Annotated in this window: 15 protein-coding genes; 5 read left to right on the top strand and 10 right to left on the bottom strand. The window is 65.5% G+C overall.

Annotated elements, in window-relative coordinates:
* Window positions 1–86: 86 nt before the first annotated feature.
* The 8 genes from KHP16_RS05925 to KHP16_RS05890 all read right to left on the bottom strand — a co-directional run bounded on the left by KHP16_RS05925 (window position 87) and on the right by KHP16_RS05890 (window position 8,837).
* Window positions 87–2,225 (bottom strand): 3-hydroxybutyrate oligomer hydrolase family protein, encoded by a 2,139-nt coding sequence (locus KHP16_RS05925; RefSeq protein ID WP_211959734.1) that lies wholly within the window; start codon window positions 2,223–2,225, stop codon window positions 87–89.
* A gap of 107 nt (window positions 2,226–2,332) precedes the next feature.
* Window positions 2,333–2,713, bottom strand: a complete 381-nt coding sequence (gene crcB / locus KHP16_RS05920; RefSeq protein WP_211959990.1) for a fluoride efflux transporter CrcB — start codon at window positions 2,711–2,713, stop codon at window positions 2,333–2,335.
* A gap of 7 nt (window positions 2,714–2,720) precedes the next feature.
* Window positions 2,721–3,209, bottom strand: a complete 489-nt coding sequence (moaE, locus tag KHP16_RS05915) for a molybdopterin synthase catalytic subunit MoaE (protein WP_109581320.1) — start codon at window positions 3,207–3,209, stop codon at window positions 2,721–2,723.
* A gap of 2 nt (window positions 3,210–3,211) precedes the next feature.
* On the bottom strand, window positions 3,212–3,469 hold the full coding sequence (moaD, locus tag KHP16_RS05910) for a molybdopterin converting factor subunit 1 (RefSeq protein ID WP_115952148.1): 258 nt from the start codon (window positions 3,467–3,469) through the stop codon (window positions 3,212–3,214).
* A gap of 5 nt (window positions 3,470–3,474) precedes the next feature.
* The gene (locus tag KHP16_RS05905) at window positions 3,475–4,668 is read right to left on the bottom strand and encodes a molybdopterin molybdotransferase MoeA (protein ID WP_211959989.1); all 1,194 of its coding nucleotides are present in this window, start codon (window positions 4,666–4,668) and stop codon (window positions 3,475–3,477) included.
* A gap of 103 nt (window positions 4,669–4,771) precedes the next feature.
* A complete protein-coding gene (gene thrC / locus KHP16_RS05900; protein WP_109581323.1) occupies window positions 4,772–6,217 on the bottom strand; it encodes a threonine synthase in 1,446 nt (481 codons plus the stop codon).
* Window positions 6,218–6,230: 13 nt separating this feature from the next.
* The gene (locus KHP16_RS05895) at window positions 6,231–7,541 is read right to left on the bottom strand and encodes a homoserine dehydrogenase (protein WP_211959733.1); all 1,311 of its coding nucleotides are present in this window, start codon (window positions 7,539–7,541) and stop codon (window positions 6,231–6,233) included.
* A 66-nt stretch (window positions 7,542–7,607) separates the two neighbouring features.
* The gene (locus KHP16_RS05890; RefSeq protein ID WP_109581325.1) at window positions 7,608–8,837 is read right to left on the bottom strand and encodes a pyridoxal phosphate-dependent aminotransferase; all 1,230 of its coding nucleotides are present in this window, start codon (window positions 8,835–8,837) and stop codon (window positions 7,608–7,610) included.
* A 182-nt stretch (window positions 8,838–9,019) separates the two neighbouring features.
* Here KHP16_RS05890 and KHP16_RS05885 point away from each other — a divergent pair, with 182 nt between their 5' ends.
* The 5 genes from KHP16_RS05885 to KHP16_RS05865 all read left to right on the top strand — a co-directional run bounded on the left by KHP16_RS05885 (window position 9,020) and on the right by KHP16_RS05865 (window position 13,396).
* Window positions 9,020–9,397, top strand: coding sequence for an Mth938-like domain-containing protein (locus KHP16_RS05885; RefSeq protein WP_115952146.1), 378 nt, complete (start codon window positions 9,020–9,022; stop codon window positions 9,395–9,397).
* A gap of 131 nt (window positions 9,398–9,528) precedes the next feature.
* A complete protein-coding gene (locus KHP16_RS05880; RefSeq protein ID WP_109581327.1) occupies window positions 9,529–9,990 on the top strand; it encodes a peroxiredoxin in 462 nt (153 codons plus the stop codon).
* Between the two features lie 262 nt (window positions 9,991–10,252).
* Entirely contained in the window at window positions 10,253–11,992 is a 1,740-nt protein-coding gene (locus tag KHP16_RS05875) for a PhoH family protein (protein WP_211959732.1), read from the top strand.
* 108 nt (window positions 11,993–12,100) lie between these two features.
* Window positions 12,101–12,583, top strand: a complete 483-nt coding sequence (locus tag KHP16_RS05870; protein ID WP_109581329.1) for a hypothetical protein — start codon at window positions 12,101–12,103, stop codon at window positions 12,581–12,583.
* A 141-nt stretch (window positions 12,584–12,724) separates the two neighbouring features.
* On the top strand, window positions 12,725–13,396 hold the full coding sequence (locus tag KHP16_RS05865) for a C40 family peptidase (protein ID WP_211959988.1): 672 nt from the start codon (window positions 12,725–12,727) through the stop codon (window positions 13,394–13,396).
* A 3-nt stretch (window positions 13,397–13,399) separates the two neighbouring features.
* Here the strand turns inward: KHP16_RS05865 and KHP16_RS05860 are convergent, their stop codons facing one another.
* Complete coding sequence (locus KHP16_RS05860; RefSeq protein ID WP_109581330.1) at window positions 13,400–14,410, bottom strand: inorganic phosphate transporter; 1,011 nt, start codon at window positions 14,408–14,410, stop codon at window positions 13,400–13,402.
* Between the two features lie 13 nt (window positions 14,411–14,423).
* On the bottom strand, window positions 14,424–15,050 hold the full coding sequence (locus KHP16_RS05855) for a DUF47 domain-containing protein (protein ID WP_109581331.1): 627 nt from the start codon (window positions 15,048–15,050) through the stop codon (window positions 14,424–14,426).
* Window positions 15,051–15,134 lie beyond the last annotated feature (84 nt).

Here is a 15,134-nt window from a genome sequence, read left to right as displayed (position 1 = left end):
GACTTTCGAAAGATAGGGCTTGGTGTAGTCTTTTCAAGACGCGCCGATGCCAAACAGGCCAACGGCGCGCCATCCTTGCAAAATGGCTAATTAGGCACATCCACCACGCTTGCCGATACCGCGATGGCATTACCCGAGGCGGGTGACGCCGCGATCGCCGGGACGTTGTTCGCCGTGATCGCGGGCGCGACCGTGCCGTTCAGCCCGCCACGCGGCGTGGTCCGCACCACCTGCGACGGCGGCAGCGGCTGGTTACTGCGCAGGTTCGCGTACACGGCATCGAGCGCCCGGTTCACGTACAGGTGCAGCGGGATGAACCGGTTGCTGTAGCCGGGAATCGCGCCGATAAACGCATCGAAGTGCTGCGCGTTCTCGACCTCGATATACGACAGCTTGCTCGCGGACCCTTCCTGCGCGCGATTGAAGCCCAGATACGGCCGCGACGTGTGGTTCACCGGCAGCAGGCCGTCGCTGCGGCCATGCACGATCACGGCCGGCTTGCCGCGCAGGTTGCCCGTGCGATACGTCTGCCCGATGCCCGTCTGCGTCGCGAGCGCCTGTGCCGTGGTGCCGGTCAGCAGGTCACGCAGGCACTTCGCGCCGGGGAAGTTCGCGTCGGCCACGCCGCTGCCCGTCGAAACGGACACGAGATCGCGCGTCGGGCCGCCGGACGCGGCGTCGTTGATCAGCGTCACGCCGCCACCCGGGGGCACGCCATTCCCCGTGGAGAAGAACACATTGAGCACGGCGGGCGCGATCTGCACCGGCGTGGACGTAGCGCCGCCAACCGCCGCGAAGCTGTAGTTGCAGAGGCGGTCCGTCACGCTGGCGCGCGCATAGGCATTGGCGTAGGTCACCGAGATCGAGCTCCCGACCTCCAGCGCCGACAGTGACGCGTAGAGTTCATCCGACTCGGCCTCCCACCCGGCCGCGCGCAAGGCCGCGCGCGCGCCCGCGGCGCGCGAACTCAGGTCCGTACCGGTAATCAGCCCTGCCGTCGACAGCGCCGCGCAGCGATTGCCGGCCGTCGTGCCGGGTACCGACGACAGGAACGGCGCATTGACGAGGTTCACGTCCTGGCTCGCGCACAGCTGCATCAGGTTGGCCGTGGTCGTGTAGTCGTAGAGATGCTTGCCCGACGCGGGCACCGTCACGCCGCCCCGGCGGACGGATACCCCCGCGGTGGGCGGCAGGTTCAGGTTCGGCTCGCCGACGGCGACACCGTCGATCAGACCCGTGGTGTCCTGCTCGGCCGCCGCCACCGCCGCCCCGCCGCCGTTCGATACCGCCGACGCGATGACGATGATCTTGTCCTTGCCGATGCTGGCCTGCCGCGAGCCGTCGGTGTTCAACGCGCCGAAGCGGTCGTTGATCGCCCAGATCGCGAACTCGATGGCTTGCAGCGTGTTGTTGCCCCAGTCCTTCTCGGGGTTCTGCTTCGAGTGGGCATGCTTGAAGGCGAGCCGGTGCGGGAATGCCGCGGTGAAATCGGACAGCGACTGCGCGCCCGGCTGCGCCACGAACTGCGCGGTCTTCCCCGCGCCGACGCGCGCGGCGCGCGTGCCATTGATCAGCGGCACGGTGTCCGTATCCAGGTCGTGCGGCGCGGCGCCCGTGCCCTTGTCCGTGAAAGCCACCGCGCAGCCGCGCTTCAGGCCCCATTCGGCAACCGCGATGCCGCCATAGATGCCACGCGAGCCCGACGAGGTCGCCGAGATCAGGCAAGGGTTGTTCGGATCGAACGTGGATGGAATCTGGGCCATCAGCGTCACGTTCTGCTGGCCCGTGCCATCGTCGGCGAAGGCGAGGTACTCGACGCCCGCGATCTTGCCCTGCCCGCTCGTCACGTTGCCCTGCGGATCGACGTTCGGCCCGTAGAGCGAACCGTAACCGCCCGCCGCCGAGGTATCGACGATCGCGCGGTAGTTGTTCCAGATCGCATAGCGGCGCAGTTCGGCCGCCGTGGGCGCGGTGGGATCGGCGGGCACCGGCGCCGTCGCGCTGCCGATGCCGTCCTTGCCGAGACCGCCTGTCAGCAGGTCATCGGTATTGCCGTCGTACGCGAGTGTGTTGATGGTGCCGACCACGAACGTGGGCCGGTTGTTGGGATTCTGGCTGGTATTGCCGCCTCCGCCGTTGTTATTGTTATTGTTGTCGGAGCCGCCACAGGCGGCGATGGCGATGGTGCCGGCCGCGAGAGCGGCAAGCTTCTGGCTCGCATGCATGAACTGTCTCCGTTGTCTTGAACTGCTTTATGGGGCAAATCAGACGACACAAAAACACGCACAACACCAGATAGTAGGCGCTCGGGGCGCCCGGGCAGGATAGTGACTTACCCGAGCGCCCGGTAAGTCCAGAGACCCAGCGCGGTCAGCGCGAGCGAACCGCCGAGGTGCAGCAGCAGATGGGCGAGCGCCCAGCCATATTCGCCGGTGTTCAGGTTGGAGACGACTTCGGCGGAAAACGTGGAGAACGTGGTGAGGCCGCCGAGGAAGCCCGTGATCGCGAACAGCCGCCATTCGGCCGGCACGGCCTGATTGGCCTGAAAGTACGCCACGGCCAGGCCGATCAGGTAACCGCCCACGAGGTTGGAAGCGAGCGTACCGTAGGGCAGCATCGGATTCAGCGCGTTCCAGAGGACCGAAAATCCCCAGCGCAGCCAGGCGCCCAATGCGGCGCCGATGCCGACGACCAGAAAACCGAGCGGTGTCATCAAGTGTTCAATCCGGGTCTGCCGAGGACTCGGCGTTGAAAGATTCAATGCCCCAGCGCCGCAGCGCCGCGTCGTCGCTCACGCGCGCATCGACCCAGCGCGCGCCTTCCGGCGTCGCTTCCTTCTTCCAGAACGGGGCTTCGGACTTCAGATAATCCATGATGAATTCGCACGCCGCGAACGATTCGCCGCGATGCGCCGATGCCACCGCCACGAGCACGATCTGGTCGAGCGGCTGGAGCAGGCCCACGCGATGCACGATGGTCACGCCGAGCAACTGCCAACGTTCGCGCGCCGCGGCCTCGATGCGTTCGAGCGCTTTCTCGGTCATGCCCGGATAGTGCTCGAGTTCCATCGTGCTGACGCTGCTGCCTTCGCTCACGTCGCGCACGGTGCCGATGAAGCTCGCCACGGCGCCCACGCCCGGATTGCCCGCGCGCAGCGCCGCGACTTCCGCGCCGAGGTCGAAGTCCTCGTGCTGGACGCGCACGCTCATGGTCAGCCTCCCGTCACGGGCGGAAAGAACGCGACCTCGCAGCCGGGCGCCAGCGGCGTGTCGGCGCGGGCCACCGCATGATCGACGGCCATGCGCAACGCGCGGCCTTCGGCGAGTGCCTCTTCCCATTGGCCGCCGCGCGCGCGGAGCCACGCGCGTAACGCGCCGACGGTATTGACCTCCGCGGGCACGCTCGCACGCTCCGCGCCGGTGCCCACCTGCTCTCTCACGCTCGCGAAGAAACGAAGCTCGATGTCCATGGTGTTCAGTCCAGCAAGCCCTGGAACGGGATGAAGGGCACGACGTCGCCGCGGCGGATCGGATGGTCGGGCGGATTGTCGATAAGCCCATCGCCCCACACCGTGGACGTCAGCACGCCCGAGCTCTGGTTGGGGAACAGTTCGAGCCCGCCTTCGGCATTGAGTCGCGCGCGCAGGAACTCGTTGCGCCGGTCGCCCTTGGGCAGGTCGAAGTCCGCGCGTAGCGGCAGGCGGCGCATGGCTACGTCCCGCACGCCCTGCAGGCGCAGCAGGAACGGTCTCACGAACAGCAGGAACGTGACGAAGCTCGACACAGGGTTGCCTGGCAGACCGAGGAAGAAGGTCTCGCCGACCGCGCCGAACGCGAGCGGCTTGCCGGGTTTGATCGCGATCTGCCAGAGGTCGAGCCGGCCTTCCGCCTGCACGGCCGGACGCACGTGGTCCTCTTCGCCGACGGAGACGCCGCCCGACGTGATGATGACGTCGTTGCCCGCCGCGGCACGGCGCAGCGCATCGCGCGTGGCGTCGAGCGTATCGGGCACGATGCCGAGATCGGTCACCTCGCAGCCGAGGTTCTCGAGCAGGCCACGCAACGTGTAGCGATTGGAGTTGTAGATCGCGCCGGGCTTGAGCGGCTCGCCCGGCATCGCGAGTTCGTCGCCCGTGAAGAACACGGCCACGCGCGCGCGACGGGTCACGTCGAGCGTGGCCTGTCCCACCGAAGCGGCCAGTCCCACGGCCTGCGGCGTCAGCCGCGTGCCAGCGGGCAGGATCACGCTGCCGGCTTCGATATCCTCGCCGGCGCGCCGGACCCATTCTCCCGCGCGCGGCACATGACGAATCACGACGGCATCGCCGTCCGCTTCGCACTGTTCCTGCATGATGACGGCATCGGCGCCGGGCGGTATCAGGCCGCCGGTGAAGATCCGCGCCGCGGTACCGGCCGCGAGCGCCGTGCCCACGTGGCCCGCGGGAATCCGCTGCGACACGGGGAGGCGCACGCCGGGCGCCGTCACATCGGCGGCGCGCACCGCGTAGCCGTCCATCGCCGTGTTATCGGCGGGCGGCACCCGCAGCGCGCTGGTGACGGGCGCCGCCAACACCCGCCCATTGGCCACGAGCGTGTCGATGGTCTCGACATCGGAAACCTGCCGCGCGCCGGCCATCAGCGCATCGAGCGCCTGCACCAGCGTGAGCATCGGGGGACGGGGGGATTGAGTCATCGTTAGGGATGCGAAACGGCAGCAGACCCGATTGTAGCGAGTTGGCGGGACATTGGTGTCCCGCCGGTTCGCATCGCGCTTACAGTCCCGTATGCTTCGCGATATACGCCTTCACCTGCGCCGCATCGTTCGGCATCACCTCGAACCGCTGAGGCAGCTTCTCGATCCCCTCGAACGCCGCCGGGCGCTCCGGCTCGTGTCCCAGCGCCTCGCGGATCGTGTCGGCGAATTTGGCCGGCAGCGCGGTTTCCAGCACTACCATCGGCACCCCGGCGGTCAGATGCTCGCGCGCCACCTTCACGCCATCCGCCGTATGCGTGTCGATCGTGATGCCGTACCGCTCGCTGACGCCGCGAATCGTCGCCACGCGGTCGTCGTGCGTGCTGCGGCCCGACACGAACCCGAACTCGCGAATCCGCGCGAACTCGGGCGTGCCCGACAGATCGAATCCACCCTTGGTATCCACATCGCGGAACAACGCCGCGAGCTTGCCCGCATCCTGCCCAAGCAGATCGAACACGAAGCGCTCGAAGTTCGAGGCCTTCGAGATATCCATGCTCGGGCTGGACGTGTGATACGTCTCCGCCGACTTGCGCACGCGATACGTCCCCGTGCGGAAGAACTCGTCGAGCACGTCGTTCTCGTTGGTCGCGACCACGAGCTTGTCGATCGGCAGCCCCATCATGCGCGCGATATGCCCGGCGCAAACGTTGCCGAAGTTGCCCGACGGCACGCAGAACGAGACCTTCTGACCGGGACCGTCAGTCGCCAGCAGCCAGCCCTTGAAGTAGTAGACGACCTGCGCCACCACCCGTGCCCAGTTGATGGAATTGACCGTACCGATGCGCTGGCGCGCCTTGTAGTCGAGGTCGTTCGACACCGCCTTGACGATGTCCTGGCAATCGTCGAAGACGCCTTCCACCGCGAGGTTGAAGATGTTCGGGTCCTGCAGGCTGAACATCTGCGCCGTCTGGAACGCGCTCATCTTGCGATGCGGGCTCAGCATGAACACGCGAATCCCGCGCTTGCCGCGCATCGCATATTCCGCGGCGCTACCGGTGTCGCCCGACGTCGCTCCAAGGATGTTCAGCTCCTTGCCCGCCCGCGCCAGCGCATACTCGAACAGGTTGCCAAGCAGTTGCATGGCCATGTCCTTGAACGCGAGCGTCGGCCCGTTGGACAGCCCGAGCAGCTGCAGCTTCGTACCGCCCTCCTCGCCCAGCGTGCGCAGCGGCGTGATGTCGGCGGTGTTGTCGCCGGCCCGCGCATTGCCATACACCTCGGCGCGATAGGTCTTGCGCGTCAGCGCGCGCAGATCGTCTTCCGGAATGTCGTCGCAGAACTTGCGCAGCACCTCGTAAGCCAGATCGGCATACGGCAGCTTGCGCCAGGCTTCGAGTTCGTCGGCGGTGACCTGCGGGTATTGCTTCGGCAGATAGAGCCCGCCGTCCGGCGCGAGGCCGCCCAGCAGGATCTCGGAAAACGTTTGCGGCACGTCATGGCCGCGCGTCGACTGATAGTTCATGTTCGATACAGCGTCAGTTCAGTTCTTCCATGCGCAGGCGCGTCACCGGCGACAACACGGTGGCGAGCGACTCGATGCGCCCGATGGCCGCGTTGATCTGCTTCTCGCGCGTCAGGTGCGTGAGGATGATGATGTCGGTCTGCGGCTCGCCCACGCGCGATTCCTTCTGCAGCATCGCATCGATCGAGATCCCTGTTTCGGCCAGGATGCGCGTGATCTCGGCCAGCACGCCGGTTTCGTCGGACACACGCATGCGCAGATAGTACGAGCTCGTGACTTCCTCGATCGGCAGCACCGGCACGGTCGACAATTCGTCCGGCTGGAAAGCCAGATGCGGCACGCGATGGTTCGGATCGGCCGTATGCAGGCGGGTCACGTCCACGAGGTCCGCGATCACGGCCGACGCGGTCGGCTCGGCACCGGCACCCTTGCCGTAGTACAGCGTCGTGCCTACGGCATCCGCCTGCACGAGTACCGCGTTCATCGCGCCTTCCACGTTCGCGATCAGACGCGAGGCCGGCACGAGCGTCGGATGCACGCGCAGCTCCACGCCCTCTTCCCGACGGCGCGTGATACCGAGCAGCTTGATGCGATAGCCGAGTTCCTCGGCGTACCTGATGTCGACCGCCGACAGCTTCGTGATGCCTTCCACGTGCGCCTTGTCGAACTGCACGGGCATGCCGAACGCGATCGCGCTCATCAGCGTGACCTTGTGCGCGGCATCCACGCCCTCGATGTCGAAGGTCGGATCGGCTTCGGCATAGCCGAGCTGCTGCGCTTCCTTGAGCACGACGTCGAAGTCGAGGCCCTTCTCGCGCATTTCCGACAGGATGAAGTTCGTGGTGCCGTTGATGATGCCGGCGATCCACTGGATGCGGTTGGCCGTCAGGCCTTCGCGCAGCGCCTTGATGATCGGGATGCCGCCGGCCACCGCGGCCTCGAACGCGACGATCACGCCCTTGCGGCGCGCGGCTTCGAAGATCTCGTTGCCATGCACGGCCAGCAGCGCCTTGTTGGCGGTCACCACGTGCTTGCCGTTCTCGATCGCCTTGAGCACGAGCTCGCGCGCGATGCCGTAGCCGCCGATCAGCTCGACGACGATGTCGATGTCCGGACGCGTCACTACGTCATTGGCATCGGCCACGACCTCCACTTCCCCACCGGTCAGCTCGCGCGCGCGCTCGGTGTTGAGGTCCGCCACCATCGCAATCTCGATGCCGCGGCCCGCGCGGCGACGAATTTCTTCCTGATTGCGCTTGAGCACGTTGAACGTGCCGCTACCGACGGTACCGATGCCGAGCAGGCCTACTTTGATGGGATTCATGGACGTCTGACTCTCGTTGCTTGATGCGGGAAATCGATGGCGCGGCTGAGGGCTGGAAAAGCCGGCTCAGGCCGTGCCGTGGCGTTTGCGATAATTTTCGAGGAAGCGTCCCACGCGGCCGATCGCCTCGCGCAGGTCTTCCTCATGCGGCAGGAACACGATCCGGAAATGGTCCGGACGCTCCCAGTTGAAGCCCGTGCCCTGCACGAGCAGCACCTTGGATTCCTGGAGCAGTTCGTAGATGAATTCCTGATCGTCCTGAATCGGGTACATCTCCGGATCCAGTTTCGGGAACAGGTACAGGGCGGCCTTCGGCTTGACGCAGGTCACGCCGGGAATCGCGGTGATCAGCGAATGCGCCAGGTCACGCTGCCGGCGCAGCCGGCCGCCCTCGGCCACCAGGTCGTTGATGCTCTGGTAGCCGCCAAGCGCGGTCTGGATCGCCCATTGGCCCGGCACGTTCGCGCACAGGCGCATCGACGACAGCATGTTCAGGCCCTCGATATAGTCGAGCGCGGGACGCTTGTCGCCGGACACCACCATCCAGCCGGCCCGATAACCGCACGAGCGGTAGTTCTTCGACAGGCCGTTGAACGTGACGGTCAGCACGTCCGTGGACAGCGAGCCGATCGACGTGTGCGTCTGGCCGTCGTACAGCACCTTGTCGTAGATCTCGTCGGCGAAAATGATCAGCCCGTGTTCGCGCGCGATGCCGACCACCGCCTTCAGTAACTCGTCCGAGTACAGCGCGCCCGTCGGGTTGTTCGGGTTGATGATCACGATCGCCTTGGTGTTCGGCGTGATCTTGCGGCGGATGTCGTCGAGGTCCGGCATCCACTCGTTGGCCTCGTCGCACACGTAGTGCACCGGCGTGCCGCCCGACAGGCTGACCGCGGCGGTCCACAGCGGATAGTCGGGCGCGGGCACGAGCACCTCGTCGCCGCTGTTGAGCAGCGCGTTCATCGACATCACGATGAGCTCGGACGCGCCATTGCCCACGTAGATGTCATCGAGCCCCACGCCCTGGATCTTCTTTTCCTGCGTGTAGTGCATGATCGCCTTGCGCGCGGCGAAAATTCCCTTCGAATCCGAGTAGCCCGCCGAGTTCGGCAGGTTGCGCATCATGTCCTGCTGGATTTCTTCCGGCGCATCGAATCCGAACACGGCCAGGTTGCCGATATTCAGCTTGATGATCTTGTGACCCTCTTCTTCCATCTGCTTGGCCTTCTCGAGCACCGGACCACGGATGTCGTAGCAGACGTTCTGGAGCTTGTTCGATTTCTGGATGGGTTTCACGGCGGCGATGGGAATGTCGGCTGAGGCACCGCTGAGCGGACGGTGCGACGCGAACGTGGCAGACAGGGAGGCAAAAGCTATAATTTATCGGATTATGACAGACTTCTGTATGGATTCCTGCACTGCGACCGCCGTATGACGCCCATATGACGCGGTAGCGCGCACAATCCTGCCACGTACCCTTGAAACTCCACGCCGACTCCCCCCAAAGCCTCAATACCGTGACCGCCTACGGCCCCGGCTATATCGAGATCAATGCCGTCCGCCACGAGCGCTCCCTGCTGGTCATGCCCGAGGGCGAGATCGAGACCTGGCCCGTCGACCGGTTCGAGGACCTCGCGCCCGAGCACTTCGAAGCGCTGGCCGACAAGGGCGCCGAAGTGGTGCTGCTTGGCACCGGCAACCGCCTGCGCTTTCCGCATCCCCGCCTGACCGCCGCGCTCGCCCGGCGCCGCATCGGGGTGGAGGCCATGGACATGCAGGCCGCATGCCGCACCTACAATATCCTCATGGCGGAAGGCCGCAAGGTCGCCGCCGTGCTGTTGCTGGACCCTGCCTAGTTCCGCCGAGGTTGTTGACGGCAGAATTTTTGCCAAGTTGAGCACGCCGCACGCTTGAAGTCAGGCGAGCCGCCCCAATCTGCACACGCCATGGCAAGAGCCGAACAAAGAGCCAACCAGGAGCCCTCAGCATGACAGTGAGCCTCAACAAGGCCGTACCCGATTTCCAGGCGCCCGCCACCGGCGGCGAGTTCCGCCTGGCCGACCAGCGCGGCAAGACCGTGGTGCTCTATTTCTACCCCAAGGACAACACCCCGGGCTGCACGACGGAAGCGATGAACTTCCGCGACCAGTACGAGGCATTCGAGGCCGCCGGCGTGGCGGTCTTCGGCATCTCCCGCGACAGCCTGAAGTCGCACGAGAACTTCAAGACCAAGCTGGACCTGCCCTTCGAGCTGATCTCCGACGGCGACGAGGCGATCTGCAATACGTTCGACGTCATCAAGATGAAAAAGATGTATGGCAAGGACGTGCGCGGGATCGAGCGCAGCACTTTCATCCTCGATGGCAAGGGCGTCCTGCGCCACGAGATGCGGGGCATCAAGGTACCCAACCACGTCGACGAGGTGTTGGAAATCGTCAAGGGTATGTAGTTCGCAACGGGGACGATTGCCAAACCGAAATCGTTCGGATACATTGGCCCGTAATGCGTTCCGATCACAGTTGCCACGCCGTTTCAGCTGACTGGCCAAGGCGCCTAGCGCCAAGGGCCGGAGGCAGACCTGCCGTGTCACGGACCATCACGCGTCGCCCCCCGGGACACCACGAAAGCCGCCCTTCCTGTCATGCAGGTATGGCGGCTTTTTTGTTGTCCTCATCATCCCCCCGCCGTCGTCCCTGAAAGGAAAGCCAAGCATGCCGCTGCCTACCATGCCCGCCAAGCCTGCCCAACTGCTGGACCCGAGCGAGTTCGCTCCGGTCACATTGCCCAAGGCCAAAGCCGCGACGCAGGGTAAAAAACCGGTGCCGGTGCTCGAGCGCGTAGCGCTGCTCGAGACCGGCAACACGGGTACCAGGTCGGCGGAGACCGCGCCGACCGCGGACAACAAGGCGCCCGCGACCCGCGCGCGCGCCGGCACGACGTCGCGTGCACGCACCACGGATGCACCGGTGGCGCCGCCCTCCACCACGCCGGCCGCGCCCGTCAGCCTCGTCAAGCCGGCTACCGGCCCGACGCGGCGCGCGCGCAAGCTGGAGGGCCCGAGCAAGCTGTTCGTGCTCGACACCAACGTGCTGATGCACGACCCCAGCTCGCTATTCCGCTTCGAAGAGCACGACATCTATCTACCGATGATGACGCTCGAGGAACTGGACAACCACAAGAAGGGGATGAGCGAAGTCGCGCGCAACGCGCGGACCGTCAGCCGCACGCTCGACGCGCTGGTCGGCGGCACGGACGGCGTGCTCGACGAAGGCCTGCCGCTCGCCAAGCTCGGCAACCGGGACGCCGCGGGCAAGCTGTTCTTCCAGACCACGCTCAACGACATCAAGCTGCCGGAAGGCCTGCCGCAGGGCAAGGCGGACAACCAGATTCTCGGCGTGGTCAGCGCGCTGCAGCAACAACATCCCGAACGTCAGGTCGTGCTGGTGTCCAAGGACATCAACATGCGCATCAAGGCGCGCGCGCTCGGCCTGCCGGCGGAGGACTACTTCAACGACCAGGTTCTGGAAGACAAGGACCTGCTCTACGCGGGCGTGATGCAACTGCCCAATGACTTCTGGGCACGGCATGGCAAGGGCGTGGAGAGCTGGCAGGATCCGAAGTCCGGCGCGATGTTCTATCGCCTGACCGGCCCGCTCGTGCCGTCGTTCCTCGTGAACCAGTTCGTCTACCTGGAGCCGATGGACGGCAGCCTGCCGCTGTATGCGCAGGTCAAGGAGATCAACGGCAAGACGGCGCTGCTGCAGACCCTCAAGGACTACACGCACAACAAGAACAACGTGTGGAGCGTGACCGCGCGAAACCGCGAGCAGAACTTCGCGCTGAACCTGCTGATGAGCCCGGACATCGACTTCGTCACGCTGCTGGGGCAGGCCGGTACGGGCAAGACGCTACTCGCGCTCGCCTCGGGCCTGGAGCAGGTGCTCGACCAGAAGCTATACAACGAGATCATCGTCACGCGCGCGACGGTGCCCGTCGGCGAGGATATCGGCTTCCTGCCCGGTACCGAGGAAGAGAAGATGCAGCCGTGGATGGGTGCCTTCGACGACAACCTCGAAGTCCTGCAGAAGAGCGACGACAGCGCCGGTGAATGGGGCCGCGCGGCCACGCAGGAGCTGATTCGCTCGCGCATCAAGGTCAAGAGCATGAACTTCATGCGCGGCCGCACGTTCGTGAACAAGTTCGTGATCATCGACGAGGCGCAGAACCTGACGCCGAAGCAGATGAAGACGCTCGTCACGCGCGCGGGTCCGGGTACGAAGATCGTCTGCCTCGGCAATATCGCGCAGATCGACACGCCATACCTGACGGAAGGCTCGTCGGGCCTGACCTACGTGGTGGATCGCTTCAAGGGATGGAGCCACAGCGGGCATGTCACGCTGGCTCGCGGCGAACGCTCGCGGCTGGCCGACCACGCCGCCGACGTGCTGTAAACCCGGGGCGCTGTCCGGCAAACGGCGTAGGCCGTTTGCCGACAGCCAAGTCGGTTTGTTCCGGATAGGATGCCCAAGTGTAATCAAAAAGATTCCCGGGAGGCGTCGATGCACAAGCAGGAGCCATTCAACCAGTATCTGCCGGGCAGCCGCACGCTGTTTTCGCATAGCGCGCGCGCCGCGCGGCGCCGCCGTATCGCAATCGCGGCCGTGCTCGGCACCGTCGTGGCCTGCGCCCTCACCTGGCGTGACGCCCGCGCGGCCGACGAGATGGTCGTCCGCACGATGGGTCCGGTCAGCTACGTCTGCGGCGGTGTCGCGGAGGACGAACGCACGCGGCTGGCGGCTCAGGAGAAAAGCTTCAACATGGGCATCCTGTTCACGCAGGGCCCGAGCGGCGAATATCTTTCCGACGTGGATGTCAGGCTGACGATGGACGACGGTCAGGAGGTCGCGACGTTCAAGGCGGGCGGCCCGCGCTGCCTGATACGTGCGCCGGAAGGCAGTTACAATATCGAGGCCAGTTACAAGGGTCAGCCCAAGACCATGAAGATCAGTACCGGCACTCGCAACGCCCAGCTGCGCTGGTAACGCGCGCGGCGTCATTGGCCCCGGCGCCAATGGGTCGATGCGCTGCCGGCACAATTGACGACGATGCCGCAGCGCGATAACAAGACCCCGTCCGAGATCCGCGAGTTCCGCGAGATCCGCGAGATCGGCGAGATCCGGGAAATCCCCGAGATCCACTCCCCGGTCCGTTCCCGCTCTCTTCTACCCGCCGTCCTGGCGGCCGCCCTGCTGCTGGCGGCCTGCGCCGGTCCCGCGCCGACGCGCCACGGGTCCGTACCGCGCGCGCCTGGCAAGCCCATGAACGACCCTACCGCCGGACTCGAGGAAATCTCGATCCAGGCGATGTCGCTGGTCGGCACCCCCTACCGTTACGGCGGCAATACGCCCGACTCCGGATTCGATTGCAGCGGCCTCGTGCGCTATGTCGTGCAGCGCGCCGCCCGCGTGACGCTCCCCCGCACGACCGAGCAGATGGGCACGCGCGGCACGTCGCTGGATCGCAGCGAAGTCGCGTCCGGCGACCTCGTGTTCTTCAACACGACGGGCCGCGCCAATTCTCATGTGGGGATCTATGTGGGACAGAACCGGTTCGTGCACGCGCCCGCCACGGGGGGCACGGTCCGGCTGGAGGACATGGGCAAGTCCTACTGGGCATCGCGCTACAACGGCGCGCGTCGCGTGGTGGCGGCCAACAGCCTCGGGGCGCCGGAGCCGGGGCCTTCGATCCAGCCTGCCCCAACCATACCCGTGCCGGCCACCCCGGGACCGGCTACGCCGCCGCCCGTCAACGACGAGGCCGACGATCCGATCGCGGCCTTCGCCAACAAGCAGTAATCCTCAGAGGATGTGTTTGCCGATCCACCATGCGATGGCGGCCATGAACGCCGACGCGGGGATCGTCAGCACCCATGCCCAGACGATGTTGCCCGCCACGCCCCAGCGCACCGCGGACATCTTCTGCGCCGACCCTACGCCGACGATGGCGCCGGTGATGGTATGAGTCGTCGACACCGGCACGCCCAGCGCCGAAGCGATGAACAGCGTCATCGCGCCACCGGTCTCCGCGCAGAAACCGCCGACGGGCTTCAGCTTCGTGATCTTCTGACCCATCGTCCGCACGATCCGCCAGCCGCCGAACAGCGTGCCCATGCCGATCGCCACATAGCAGCTCACGATCACCCAGGCAGGCGGCTCGCCGCCGCCGGCGGCCACGTGGCCGCTAGCGATGAGCAGCATCCAGATGATGCCGATGGTCTTCTGCGCGTCGTTACCGCCGTGGCCGAGGCTGTACAGCGATGCCGACACCAGCTGCAGACGGCGGAACCAGCGGTCCACGCGCGACGGCGGCGTACGGAAGAACGTCCAGCCGACGATGACCATCATCAGCGAACCGAGCAGGAAACCCAGCAGCGGCGAGATCAGGATGAATGCCACGGTCTTCAACAGACCGCCGCCGACCAGCGCGCCGGTACCGGCCTTCGCCACCGCGGCGCCAACCAGCCCGCCGATCAGCGCGTGCGAGGATGACGACGGAATGCCGTAGTACCACGTGATCAGGTTCCACACGATGGCCCCGACCAGCGCGCCGAACACCACGTAGTGGTCAACGATATGGACGTCGATCGTGCCCGTGCCGACCGTGGCCGCTACCTTCAGGTGGAAGATGAAGATGGCCACAACATTGCACATGGCTGCCATGGCCACCGCGTGGTGCGGCTTGAGCACGCCGGTGGAGACGACCGTCGCGATCGAGTTGGCCGCATCGTGGAAGCCGTTCATGAAGTCGAACAGCAACGCGAGCGCGACCAGCAAGCCGATCACCCACAAGCTCATTTGAATGGTTTGCATGCGGTGCGGCGCCTTATGCGTTTTCCAGGACGATGCCTTCGATGATGTTGGCCACGTCCTCGCACTTGTCGGTGATCGACTCGAGCTGCTCGTAGATCGCCTTCAGCTTGATCAGGCGCTTGACGTCGGTTTCCTCGCGGAAGAGCTTCGACATGGCCGAGCGCATCACGCGGTCCGCCTCGGACTCGAGCTGATCGATCTGCTGGGCGGTCTTGAGGATCGTGCTGGCGTTACCCATGTCCTCGAGCAGCGCCACCGCGATCTTGACCTGATCGCAGCACTGCACGCAGATCGCCGCAAGGCGGCGGGCCTCGTCGGTGATGGTGGTCACGTCGTACAGCGAGATCGTCTCGGCCACGTCTTCCATCAGGTCGAGGATGTCGTCCATGGTCGTGATGAGCTTGTGGATCTCGTCCCGGTCGAGCGGCGTGATGAACGTCTTGTGCAGCAGGTCCACGGTATCGTGGGTGATGCGGTCCGCCTTCTTCTCGGTGGCCTGCACGCGCCGCGCATGGGCCTCGGCGTTGGGCAGGTCGTTGACGAGCGCCTCGAGCTCGTGGGCCGCCGTGACCGCGCAATCCGCGTGCTGGTTGAAGTATTCGAAGAACTTGCCCTCGGTGGGCATGAATCGGCCGAACATGAAATGTCCTTGTTGCGTGCGATGGCATGACAGCCGCGTCGGAGCGGCTGTCATAAAAACGCAATATTTTACAGGTTTGGAAGG

Origin of the sequence: Cupriavidus plantarum, from assembly GCF_905397285.1 — a bacterium.
Lineage (GTDB): Bacteria > Pseudomonadota > Gammaproteobacteria > Burkholderiales > Burkholderiaceae > Cupriavidus > Cupriavidus plantarum.
This window is presented reverse-complemented; position numbering and strand designations above follow the sequence as displayed.

What these genes read in the sequence shown, in the direction of transcription:
- KHP16_RS05925 (WP_211959734.1), bottom strand. Translation starts at nt 2,225, where the DNA reads ATGCATGCGAGCCAGAAGCTTGCCGCTCTCGCGGCCGGCACCATCGCC.
- crcB (WP_211959990.1), bottom strand. Translation starts at nt 2,713, where the DNA reads ATGACACCGCTCGGTTTTCTGGTCGTCGGCATCGGCGCCGCATTGGGC.
- moaE (WP_109581320.1), bottom strand. Translation starts at nt 3,209, where the DNA reads ATGAGCGTGCGCGTCCAGCACGAGGACTTCGACCTCGGCGCGGAAGTC.
- moaD (WP_115952148.1), bottom strand. Translation starts at nt 3,469, where the DNA reads ATGGACATCGAGCTTCGTTTCTTCGCGAGCGTGAGAGAGCAGGTGGGC.
- KHP16_RS05905 (WP_211959989.1), bottom strand. Translation starts at nt 4,668, where the DNA reads ATGCTCACGCTGGTGCAGGCGCTCGATGCGCTGATGGCCGGCGCGCGG.
- thrC (WP_109581323.1), bottom strand. Translation starts at nt 6,217, where the DNA reads ATGAACTATCAGTCGACGCGCGGCCATGACGTGCCGCAAACGTTTTCC.
- KHP16_RS05895 (WP_211959733.1), bottom strand. Translation starts at nt 7,541, where the DNA reads ATGAATCCCATCAAAGTAGGCCTGCTCGGCATCGGTACCGTCGGTAGC.
- KHP16_RS05880 (WP_109581327.1), top strand. Translation starts at nt 9,529, where the DNA reads ATGACAGTGAGCCTCAACAAGGCCGTACCCGATTTCCAGGCGCCCGCC.
- KHP16_RS05875 (WP_211959732.1), top strand. Translation starts at nt 10,253, where the DNA reads ATGCCGCTGCCTACCATGCCCGCCAAGCCTGCCCAACTGCTGGACCCG.
- KHP16_RS05870 (WP_109581329.1), top strand. Translation starts at nt 12,101, where the DNA reads ATGCACAAGCAGGAGCCATTCAACCAGTATCTGCCGGGCAGCCGCACG.
- KHP16_RS05860 (WP_109581330.1), bottom strand. Translation starts at nt 14,410, where the DNA reads ATGCAAACCATTCAAATGAGCTTGTGGGTGATCGGCTTGCTGGTCGCG.
- KHP16_RS05855 (WP_109581331.1), bottom strand. Translation starts at nt 15,050, where the DNA reads ATGTTCGGCCGATTCATGCCCACCGAGGGCAAGTTCTTCGAATACTTC.